Source organism: Amycolatopsis sp. NPDC026612 (assembly GCF_040638285.1).
Lineage (GTDB): Bacteria > Actinomycetota > Actinomycetes > Mycobacteriales > Pseudonocardiaceae > Amycolatopsis.
In genome coordinates this window covers 1-10,493 of the sequence record NZ_JBEZYB010000147.1, presented here as the reverse complement: position 1 = coordinate 10,493, position 10,493 = coordinate 1, and the positions used below count along the sequence as shown (strand labels likewise).

The 10,493-nt window shown below is 70.9% G+C and carries 8 protein-coding genes; 1 reads left to right on the top strand and 7 read right to left on the bottom strand.

Annotation, left to right across the window (positions count from 1 at the left end; all coding sequences use genetic code 11):
- Positions 1 to 123: 123 nt before the first annotated feature.
- The 5 genes from AB0F15_RS44200 to AB0F15_RS44180 all read right to left on the bottom strand — a co-directional run bounded on the left by AB0F15_RS44200 (position 124) and on the right by AB0F15_RS44180 (position 6,879).
- Positions 124 to 1,872, bottom strand: coding sequence for a choline/carnitine O-acyltransferase (locus AB0F15_RS44200; RefSeq protein WP_360283798.1), 1,749 nt, complete (start codon positions 1,870 to 1,872; stop codon positions 124 to 126).
- Positions 1,869 to 2,684 carry a class I SAM-dependent methyltransferase gene (locus AB0F15_RS44195; protein WP_360283796.1) on the bottom strand — a complete coding sequence of 272 codons (816 nt, stop codon included), beginning with the start codon at positions 2,682 to 2,684 and terminating at the stop codon, positions 1,869 to 1,871. The genes AB0F15_RS44200 and AB0F15_RS44195 overlap by 4 nt, the downstream gene beginning before the upstream one ends.
- A gap of 80 nt (positions 2,685 to 2,764) precedes the next feature.
- On the bottom strand, positions 2,765 to 3,622 hold the full coding sequence (locus tag AB0F15_RS44190; RefSeq protein ID WP_360283794.1) for an arpA protein: 858 nt from the start codon (positions 3,620 to 3,622) through the stop codon (positions 2,765 to 2,767).
- 90 nt (positions 3,623 to 3,712) lie between these two features.
- Positions 3,713 to 4,162: a DUF4232 domain-containing protein gene (locus AB0F15_RS44185; protein WP_360283800.1), complete on the bottom strand. Its 450-nt coding sequence runs from the start codon at positions 4,160 to 4,162 to the stop codon at positions 3,713 to 3,715.
- A gap of 119 nt (positions 4,163 to 4,281) precedes the next feature.
- On the bottom strand, positions 4,282 to 6,879 hold the full coding sequence (locus tag AB0F15_RS44180) for a bifunctional FO biosynthesis protein CofGH (protein ID WP_360283792.1): 2,598 nt from the start codon (positions 6,877 to 6,879) through the stop codon (positions 4,282 to 4,284).
- A 153-nt stretch (positions 6,880 to 7,032) separates the two neighbouring features.
- Here AB0F15_RS44180 and AB0F15_RS44175 point away from each other — a divergent pair, with 153 nt between their 5' ends.
- Positions 7,033 to 8,580 carry a transposase gene (locus AB0F15_RS44175; RefSeq protein WP_360283790.1) on the top strand — a complete coding sequence of 516 codons (1,548 nt, stop codon included), beginning with the start codon at positions 7,033 to 7,035 and terminating at the stop codon, positions 8,578 to 8,580.
- Here the strand turns inward: AB0F15_RS44175 and AB0F15_RS44170 are convergent.
- A complete protein-coding gene (locus AB0F15_RS44170) occupies positions 8,565 to 9,326 on the bottom strand; it encodes an SDR family oxidoreductase (RefSeq protein ID WP_360283788.1) in 762 nt (253 codons plus the stop codon). The two genes, AB0F15_RS44175 and AB0F15_RS44170, sit on opposite strands and share 16 nt — an antisense overlap.
- Entirely contained in the window at positions 9,323 to 10,129 is an 807-nt protein-coding gene (locus AB0F15_RS44165) for an alpha/beta fold hydrolase (protein WP_360283786.1), read from the bottom strand. Before AB0F15_RS44165 ends, AB0F15_RS44170 begins: the two co-directional genes overlap by 4 nt.
- Positions 10,130 to 10,493: the final 364 nt, after the last annotated feature.

The following is a 10,493-nucleotide window of genomic DNA, read 5'->3' as shown; positions in this document are numbered from 1 at the left end:
AGCTTCCCGCTGGACGCACGGCCGCAAGGTCCGAGTACAACCCGGTACGAGGACCTCGCGGTCGCACGCCCAGCGGAAACCTGGATCCGCCGAATACCCCCGAAGGACTTCCGACGGCAACCACTAAGCCAGGAGGTCCTGCAGTTCGCGCACCGCGCGAGCGAGTTCGTCGGCGAAGCGGTACATCTCCGCCGAGACGTGCTTCGGCGTGCTCAGGTAGATGTTCCAGCGGTCCGGCAGCAGCACGTAGGCGATGCCGATGCACTGCGGGCTCGTCGAGCCGAACCCGAAGTACCGGATGTTGACCGACGGCGCCGAGCTGGTGCTCAGGTAGTCGTCGCGCATCTTCAGCCAGCCCGGCGAGGAGTACAGGGCCGGGGTTTCGGTGTCGCCACGCCGTTTCCCGATCAGCTGCAGCTCCCACAGGTGCTGCTCCGGCGCGTCCCCGGCCTGGCACTCCTTCGCGCGGGCCACGTGCTTCGCCGCCGCGGTACGGAAGGCTTCGCGCTTTTCTTCCGCGGAGGCGTCGGAGGTCATGACGTCGGCGAAGCGCACGACCTCGGGCGTGACGACCCGCATGGCTTCGGTCCGGCCGTTCTGGAACTGCCGGGTGGCGATCGACTCGTACGTCGCGCCGGTCAGGCCCTTCGCCCGGCGGTGGGCCAGCTGGTAGGACATCTGCGCGAACGCGTCCGGGGACACGCCCAGTTCCTTCGCCCGGTTGGCGCCGAAGTCGAAGGACACCGTCTGCGTCGCGGTGGCGTCCGCGTAGGCCTTGAAGGCCGCTCCGGCGGCGCGCGCGTCTTCGCGGAGTTCGCCGGTCAGCGTGAACTCGACCGCCTCGAAGCCCGGCACGCCGCCGGCCGCCTCCCGTGGGTCCCGCGAGCCGCTCAGGAGCGCGTCGGTGAAGCCGAGGATCGTGGTGCCGTCGAGTTCGCAGTGCTCGACGTTGATCCCCGCGGTGCCGTCCTCGAACACGATGAGCGACACGGCCTTGTCGTACCAGCGGTTGTCGCCGTACAGCAGCCGGTCACCGGCTTCGAGCGTGCTCGACGGCGTGAAGTCGTCCAGGCACAGGCAGAACAGCGCGGTTTCGATGGTCTCGAGCGCGTCGGCGTTGCCGGCTTCGAGCAACGCGGCCCGCGAAGCCGCCCACTCGGCGCGGGCCTTCGTGGTGAAGTGCCCGGCGGCGGTGTCCGGCTCGTCGGTGAAGCGGCCGGTCTTGAGGATCGCGTGCAGGCCGTCGGCGAGCTGCGCGGTTGAGTACGCGCGGCCGTCCTCGGCGATGACGTCCATGCGGAACGGCGTGTTGCGGTGGAACACCACGATGTGCCGCTCGGGCGACGGGAACTGCGTGCGCGCGCTGTCGAGGACGTCACCGGGGATCCGCGTCGCCGAGAACAGGAACTTGTGCTGCACCATCGACTGCGGCGTGCCGCGCAGGAGCACCGGCGGCACGAGCTCGTCGTCGAGCCGCAGTTTGTAGTCCACGGCGGCCGCGGTCAGCTCGGCCGCGTGCTCGACCTGGCCCAGCGGGGATTCCCGGAACAGGAAGAAGAAGTTGGCGTTGAGCGCGATCCGGTCGCGGCGGCCGAGGTAGCGGTACGGCCAGAACGTGTCGAGCCAGCTCCGCACGCCGGGCGAGCGGTCGTACTCCTCCAGCGCCGCCTGCAGCCCGTGCGCGGGGCTGTCCGGTGCCAGGAACTCCGCCACCGCCGCCTCGGTCTCCGCCAGCTCGTCCGGCGTCAGCAGCGGCCCGCACCACTCGAGGAAGCGGTGGCAGCTCGCTTCCAGGGTGGGGACGGGGACGCGGGGGAGCCGCTCCTCGTTGCCGAAGGTGCGGGTGGACCAGTCCGGACTGCTCACGGTCATCCTTCTCGTTCGGAAGTCGGGGATTTCCTTGCGGTTGCGCCCCCGGGGCGCGAAACGTACAGCCGGGCGTAGAGCCACCCGTCGGACTCCAGCCCGGTGGGGTCGACGCCGGCCGCGCTCAGCGTGTCCAGGATCTGTGCCTGCTCTTCGCCGGAGGCGAACTGCCGCTGCCGGAACACGCCGTCGACGCTCGCGGTCTCGTACCCCAGTTCGGCCAGGCTCTCGGCGATCGGTTCGTAGGAGAACATCCGCAGCACGAAGTGCGCCATCCACGGCCGCGCGCCGCGCGCGACCCGGGTGAGGGTCTTCTCGGTGACGTACCCGACGCAGCCGGTGGAGATCACCAGGTCCACGTCGTCCAGGAGCTTCTGCTGGGTGCCGTCCGGGTCGTCGCGTTCGAAGTCGGCGTGGATCGCCTCGTCGAGGTACCCGGCGGAAAGCGCGTACTCGAGGGCCGGCGCCGAGCTGTCCAGGCCGTAGAACCGGACGTCGCCGGGGCGGGTGCGCTTCCGGTCCGCTTCGACCAGTGCCGCGTGGTCCAGCGCGCGCACGGCCGGATCGGTGTAGTGGGCGTAGAGGTCGTCCATCGTCGCGTCGCACCGCTGCAGGGCCGCGTTGACGCCGTACGAGCAGCCGACGTCGAGGACGGTCGGCCGCTCGGCGGGGTGCTCGCCGATCAGCTTGGCGAAGTACGGCTTGGCCAGCTGGGGGATTTCGTAGCCGACGCGCCGCAGCGTGCCGAAGAACGGCCGCGGGTCGGGCGCGGTGTAGATGTGGTCGAACGAGATCTTGCCGGTCGAGTCGAAAGGCACAGGCCAGGCTCCTGATCTGGTCGAGTGGTCCAGTCGCGGCTCCGCTGTCCGTCGAGGGCGGCGGTGGGGGGATGGACGGACTAGTCGAGCAGCTCGTCGCCGCGGGCGGTGCGCTCCGCGAGGTGGGCGGGCAGCACCCGGCCGAACAGCTGCCTGGTCCGCTCGGCGCTGCCGATCACCCCGGGGCGCTCGCTGTAGGCGAAGATCGCGGAATGCCGCGCGATCGCCCCCTCCACCGTACTGACCCGGTGCAGGGCGAAGCGTCCTTGGAAGAGCTGAAGATCGCCCGGGCGGAGGGCGAGCCGCCGGACCGGGTGGGTACCGTCGCCCGCGAGCACCGACCGCACCGCGGCGAAGTTCTCGTCCGCCGCGGACCGGATGCCCGGGCAGTACTCGAAGATCCCGCCCGCTTCGGCCGCCTGGGTCAGCATGCTGACGGTGTGGGTGTTCGTGTCGAAGTGCCACGGGTGCGCGCGGCCGGGCGCGATCACGTTGAGCGTCAGCCCGGACAGCGGGTCGGCGAGCTCGTGCAGCTCCGGCAGGGCGAAGCAGTCCCGGACGAACCGCTGGAACAACGGGCTGGTGTAGAGGCGGCTGATGATCGCCGACGCGGGGATGTGGTCGCGCGCGACGAAGGCGTTGCCGCGCTCCATGATCGTCCGGCCGGGGTGGTCATCGGGCAGCGGCGTGCCGAGTGCGGTGTTGTAGGCGTTGACCTTCTCGATCTTCGTGTAGGCGTGCGGCTCGAGCGCGGCGCATTCGGCGCGCAGCACCTCGTGCAGCTCGGGCCGGACGAAGTCGGCGAGCACGCTGCAGCCGACGTCGGCGAGTTCGGCCCGGGTGCGGCCGACGGTCTCCCGCCAGGCAGGGCTGTCCGGCTCGGTGAGCGGGTAGCGGTCGGTGTCGACCATCTCCAGTGGCGCTACGGAGGTGCTCATCATCGAGGTCCCTTCCGGCGGGTGAAGGAACAGAGTTAGCACAGAAGCCCGCTGATCAACCGTCGGTTTGTGAGCGGTGACACAAGGTCGTTATGCCCCGACTTCGGTGGCCCACGAGCTGACCGTGACGGTGTCTGTGGTGCCCAGATCGGTGTCGAGGAGCTGGTTCTGCGCGGGCTCGCCCGGGGCGGGGACCACGGAAATCGCGGCGCCGGTGCGCTTGTCGCCGGTCGTCACGGTGGCCGACCACGCCAGCACGGCCACCACCTTCCCGCCCGGCTGCACGGTGAGGTTCTGCGGCCCGAGGTCGCGGGCGAAGTAGGACGTGCCGTGCTCGACGTGGACGTCGAGCGGGGCGCCGTCGCCCGCGAGGAGCTTCAGGTCGGGGTAGCCGGTGACCTTGCGCGGGACGGTGTCCAGGTTGGTCAGGGTGAGGACGCTGGCGCGGTGGCCGAGTCCCGCTTCGACCGGGCCGACCGAAAGGGACAGCCCGGCCGGCGGCGGTGGCGCGTACGTCGGGCTCGGTGTCGTCGTGGGCACCGGCGGTGGCGGGCTCTCGCAGCCCGCGAGCAGGACGAGAACGAGCAGCGGCGCGATGCGGAAAACCCCCATGCAGGGGAAGAGTAGCGGGCGCCCCGGAGCCGGGCGCCCGCTACCGCTCAAGGAGTCAGCAGCGGCAGGAGCGGCTTGCGCACGGCGGTCGCGACACCGTCCGACGCCTCGGCCGCGGCGATCCGCTCGGCCGACGGCCGCCCGTAGCCGGTCGTGCGCTGGACCAGCGGGCGGCCCAGCGGCTCGACCATCGCGCGCATGTCGCTGATCGTCTTGTACGACCCGTTCGACGCGCCCGCCATCCGGCTGATCGTCTCCTCCATCAGCGTGCCGCCGATGTCGTTGACGCCGCCCTGCAGCACCGCGCGGCTGCCCTCGGTGCCGAGCTTCACCCAGGAGCTCTGGATGTTGTCGATCATCCCGTGCAGCAGGAGCCGGGCCAGCGCGTGGACCGCCCGGTTCTCGTTCTGGGTCGCTCCCGGGCGGGCCAGGCCGGCGAGGTAGATCGGCGAGCTCTGGTGGATGAACGGCAGCAGCACGAACTCGCTGAACCCGCGCCGCCCGTGTTTCTCGAGGCCTTCGCGCTGAAGCCGTGCGAGCAGCTTCAGGTGAGCGACCCAGTGGGCGGGCGTGTCGACGTGGCCGTACATCATCGTGGACGTCGTCGGCAGCCCGACCTCGTGCGCGGTGGTGACGACCTTGATCCACTCCGACGTCGGCAGCTTGCCCTTGGTGAGCACCCAGCGGACGTCGTCGTCGAGGATCTCCGCCGCGGTGCCCGGCAGCGAGTCGACGCCGGCTTCCTTCGCCTTGATCAGCCAGTCCTTCAGCGAGAGGTTGGTCCGCGAAGCGCCGTTCACGACCTCCATCGGGCTGTAGGAGTGCAGGTGGATCTCCGGCTGACGGCGCTTGACCTCGGCCGCGAGGTCGAAGTACGCGGTGCCCGGCAGGTCCGGGTGGATGCCGCCCTGCATGCAGATCTCGGTCGCGCCCGCGGCCCACGCCTCGTCGACGCGGTCGCCGACCTGCTCCAGCGAGAGCGTGTACGCGTCGGCGTCGGTGCGACGCTGGGCGAAGGCGCAGAAGCGGCAACCCGTGTAGCAGACGTTGGTGAAGTTGATGTTCCGCGTGACGACGAACGTGACGTCGTCGCCGACCGTCTCGCGCCGCAGGTCGTCGGCCAGCTTCGTGAAGGCGTCCAGCTCCTTGCCCTCGGCGGACAGCAGGGCCAGCGCGGCGTCGTCGGACAGCCCCGCGGGGTCCTTTTCCGCGCTGCGCAAGGCTTCGAGGACCGTGGAGTCGAACTTCTGCGGCCCGGTCTTGATCCGGTCGCCGATCTCCTTCCAGTCCCCGTAGACCGAATCGAAGTCGCTGCGGCGGTCCTCGGTGCGGCCGCTGGTGTCGATCTCGGTGTGCAGGTCGGTGCGGCCGGACTGCTGCCAGCCGCCGTCCGGCTCCTGCCACGGGATGCCGACCGGCATCGCCCCTTCGCGGGCCATCCCGGTGTCGTAGTCGACGAGCGCGGCGACGTGCCGGGTGATGCGCGGGTCCAGCCACGGCTCGCCCGCCTTGACGTACTCCGGGTAGATGGTGAGCCGCTCCTTGAGCTCGAACCCGGCCTTCTCGGTGCGCCGGGCGAGCTCGTCGATCTGCGGCCACGCGCGTTCGGGGTTGACGTGGTCCGGGGTCAGCGGCGAGACGCCGCCCCAGTCGTCGATACCCGCGCGGATCATCAGGTCGTACTGGTTGCCGATCAGGTTCGGCGGCGCCTGGATGCGCATCTTCGGGCCGAGCACCAGCCGTGCCACCGCGATGTTCGCCGCGAGCTCTTCGAGGTCGGCGTCGGGCGTCGCGCGCATCTTCGTGTCCGGTTTGGCCCGGAAGTTCTGCACGATGACTTCCTGGATGCCGCCGTAGGTCTTGGCGACCTTGCGGATCTCGAACAGCGCGTCCGCGCGCTCCTCGTGCGTCTCGCCGATGCCGATCAGCACCCCGGTGGTGAACGGGACGCTGCTGCGCCCGGCGTCCTCCAGCACCCGCAGCCGGACGGCGGGGTCCTTGTCCGGCGAGCCGTAGTGCGGGCCGCCCTTCTCGCTCCACAGCCGGGTCGCCGTGGTCTCCAGCATCATGCCCATCGACGGCGCGACCGGCTTGAGCCGCTGGAAGTCCTGCCAGGTCAGCACGCCGGGGTTGAGGTGCGGCAGCAGGCCGGTCTCCTCCAGGACCCGGATCGCCATCGCCCGGACGTAGGACAGCGTGTCGTCGTAGCCGTGCGCGTCCAGCCAGTCGCGGGCGGCCTTCCAGCGGTCCTCCGGCCGGTCGCCCAGCGTGAACAGGGCTTCCTTGCAGCCCATCTCGGCACCCTTGCGGGCGATGTCGAGGACCTCGTCGGGGGAAAGGAACGGCGATTCGAGCCGGCCGGGCACGGTGACGAACGTGCAGTAGCCGCAGCGGTCGCGGCACAGCCGGGTCAGCGGGATGAACACCTTGCGGCTGTAGGTGATGATGCCCGCGCGCCCGGCCTCGGCCAGGCCCGCGTCGCGGATGCGGGAGGCGTACTCGGAAAGCTGGGTGAGGTTTTCCCCGCGGGCGTGCAGCAGGACGCTCGCTTCGGCTACGTCCAGTGTCTTCCCGTCACGCGCCCGGGCGAGCGCACGGCGCATCGCGGAGGCGGTCGGGGCGGTGGCGTCGGGTTCGGGTCCCATTCCGCCCACGCTAGGACCGTCCTCACGAGACCAGCCAGTGTGTGTTCCGCACCTCTCTCGGCTGCGTAGTGCGGGTGCTCGTCGCCGCAGGTCAGCGGGTTCGCGTGGTTGTCGATCAGCCTCCGGACGTGTATTACCTAAAGGGTGGCATCGGTGGTCGGGAAGAAGATCGGCGGACGGACCTACTACTACCTCGCGGAGTCCGCCCGGGTGGACGGCAAGCCACGGGTGGTGACCCAGCGTTACCTCGGCACGGCCGACGAGATCGCCCGCGCCGTCCCGGGCGGCGAACCCGCGTCGGCGTCGCACCGGACGTACGGCGACGTCGCCGCGGTGTGGGCGACGCTTTCCCGGCTGGACTTCGTCCGCCGGGTCGACGACGTCGTGCGATCGAAACCTCCGCTCGGGCTGACCCTCGCCGTCGCGGTGCTGCACCGCGCGACCGCCCCCGGGACGCCGATCGGCGAGTGGTGGGCCGCGGCGGCGGCCGCCGACCTCGTGCGCCCCCGGTTGTCCACAGTGGAGGGAGTGTGGCGCGCCCTGGAACGCCTCACGCCGGAACGCGTCGCGGGCATCGAGGAAACCGTCGCCGACGCCGTCCTGGCCACGCTGGACGACCACGCGGCGCTCGCCGTCGACGTCCCGCAGTTCGCCGCGTTCGCCGCGGCCGACTGCACGCTGCCTTCGGCGTGCCGGAGCGTGCTCGCCGGCGTGGGCCTGCGGGTGACCCGCGACGGCGCCATCCCGCTTGCGTCGCGGCTGTACCGCCGTGACGACGGCACCGCGCCGACGTTCGCTTCGGTGATGGAGGGGCTGGGCCCGGCCACGCTGGTCTTCCACGCGGGTCAGGCGGCCCAGCTGGACCTGGGCTCGCGCAGCGGCTTCGTCGGGTCACTGCCGCTGCCCGACCACCCCGAGCTGCTGACCCAGCCCGCGTCCGCGCGCAAGCGCGTCGACCCCGATCGGTTCGCCGGTCTCACGGCGCTCGACACGCACGCGGTCGTCGACGGCGTCCGGCGCCGCGTGATCCTCACCCACTCGGCGACGCTGCACGCGGCGCAGTCCCGCGCGTTCGCCGACGAGCTGGCCACCGCGACCCGGGAACTCGACGGCCTGGCCGAGGCACTGGCGGCGGGGACCCACGGCGGCGACCGCGCCCAGGTCCACGCCGAAATCGGCCGCGTGACCCGCGGCCGGCGCATCGAGCGCGTGCTCACCGCCGTCCTGAGCGGGAACCGGCCCGGCGAGATCCGGGTGGAACGGCGGATCGACGCTGCCGCGCTGGCCCGGCTGGACGAGGAGTTCTTCGGCAAGCAGGTGCTGGTCACGGACCGGGACTGGCCCATCGGGGACGTGGTCACGGCCTACCGGGCCCGCACCCACCTCGAATCGACGTTCCGGTGGCTCACCGGCCCCGCCGTCACCGGCCCGACCCCGCGCTGGGAGTGGACGCCGCAGCGCATCGCCGCGCACGGCCTGGTCTCGGTGCTCGCCGCGACCGTGACGCACCTGATGCGGCGCGAGGCCGACCGGGCGGGGATGAACCTGTCGGTCCGCGAACTGCTGGACCGGCTCGCCGGCATCGGCGAACTGGTGCTGCGCTACCCGTCCACCGGCGGCCGGCCGCGGGCGAAACGCCTGCTGACCGAGCTGGACCCCGGTCAGCAGGCGCTGTTCTCCCTGTTTCAGGACTCCCGGTAGATCTGCAGCGCCGAGAAGCTCTGGACCACCGGCATCAGCTCGATGACGTTGATGTTCACGTGCTCCGGCCGGCTCGCGGCCCAGTGGACGGACTCGGCGACGTCCTCCGCGGTCAACGGCGTCGTGCCCTCGTAGACCTTGTCGGCCTTGTCCTGGTCGCCGTCGAAGCGGACCTTCGAGAAGTCCGTGCCGCCGACCATGCCGGGCTCGACGTTCGTCACCCGAACGCCCGTTCCGTGCAGGTCGCTGCGCAGGTTGAGGCTGAACTGGTGGACGAACGCCTTGGTCGCGCCGTAGACGTTGCCGCCGGGGTAGGGGTAGGTGCCGGCGATCGAGCCGATGTTGATGACGTGCCCGCGGCCGCGCTGGACCATGCCGGGCAGCAGCGCGCGCGTGACATGTACGAGGCCGCGGACGTTGGTCGCGATCATCTGGTCCCAGTCGTCGAGCTCGGCGCGTTGGGCGGGCTCGAGGCCCTTGGCCAGGCCGGCGTTGTTGACCAGGACGTCTACCTGCTGCCAGCCCTCGGGCAGGTTGTCCGCCGCGTCCTTGACCGCTTCGGGGTCGCTGACGTCGAGCTGGACCGGGAGGACGGCGTCGCCGAGCTCACCGGCCAGCTTCTCGAGCTTGTCCGCCCTGCGGGCGACCGCGATCACGCGGGCACCCTCGGCGACGAACCGGCGCGCGATGGCGTCACCGAAGCCGGCGCTCGCGCCGGTCACGAACACGGTCTGCTGGTGGGTCATGGGTGGCTCCGCTTGTTCTTGCTGTGCGTGCTGTTCGTCAGGAAGGTGCTGAGTGCCTCGTCGAACTCGGTCTCGCGCTCCAGGTTAGGCAGGTGGCCGGCACCCTCGATCACCACCAGGGTGGAAGCCTTCGTCTTCCGGTGGATCAGCTCGGCGTCGGCGACCGGGGTGAACTCGTCCTCGCTGCCGACGACCACCAGCGTGGGGACTCCGATGGTTTCGAGGCCGTTCGTGTAGTCGGGACGCTCGGCGCGGCCCCTGAGCGCGGCCGCGGCGCCGTCCTTCGGGGCGTTGCGCATCATGGTGCGGACGTGCGCTTCGACGTCCGGCCTGGTCGCGCGGGTCTGCTTCGAGATCATCTTGGGGAGGAGCTCCTCGGCGTAGCGCTCCATCCCTTCGGCGGCGACCCGGTCCGCGGTGTCGTAGCGGGCCTGCTTCGCCTGCGGCGTGTCGAGGCCGGCGAAGGTGTCGGCCAGGACGAGCGCGGTCACGCGGTCCGGGTGGTCCGCGACGAGCTGCATGACGATCTGGCCGCCCATGGACAGGCCGCCGAGGACGAAGCGCCCCAGCCGCAGGTCGTCGGCCAGCTCGACGAGGTCGTTCGCGAAGACGTCGAGGCCGGTCTTGGTGTCCCGGCTCTTCGACTCGCCGTACCCGCGGAGGTCGGGCGTGACGACGCGGTAGCCGGCTTCGGCCAGACGCTTGGCCTGGGGCCGCCACATCGAGCGGTCGAAGGGGTGGCCGTGGACGAGCAGCACGGGCTGTCCGTCCCGGGGGCCTAGGTCGTCGTACGCGAGGTTCATGCGATCGACGCTAAGCGGAGCTTTGCCTCGGAGCAATACGGCGCAATGTAGTCGGAGCAATGTTCCTTGGTGGCGTCTACGGCCGGCTTCCATGGCGCCCGGCCGGCTTTCTGTGGCGGACCTGGGCGCTTTCAGCGGCGGACCTGGCGGCTTTCGGTGGCGCTCCCGGCCGGTTCGGGGCAGACTGGGCCGTGGGCGGGCTCCGTCATGGGGTCTGACCTGCGCTGATCTTGTTAACCGACCCCCCTGTTTCGGGTGGTTTCGGGGCATGTAAAGTTCTCCAAGTCGCCAGGGAAACCGGGTGGCCACCGGGACACGAACCAAGCTCTCGCGGATCGCGATTGAGTGGGTGTCCCACCAAAAC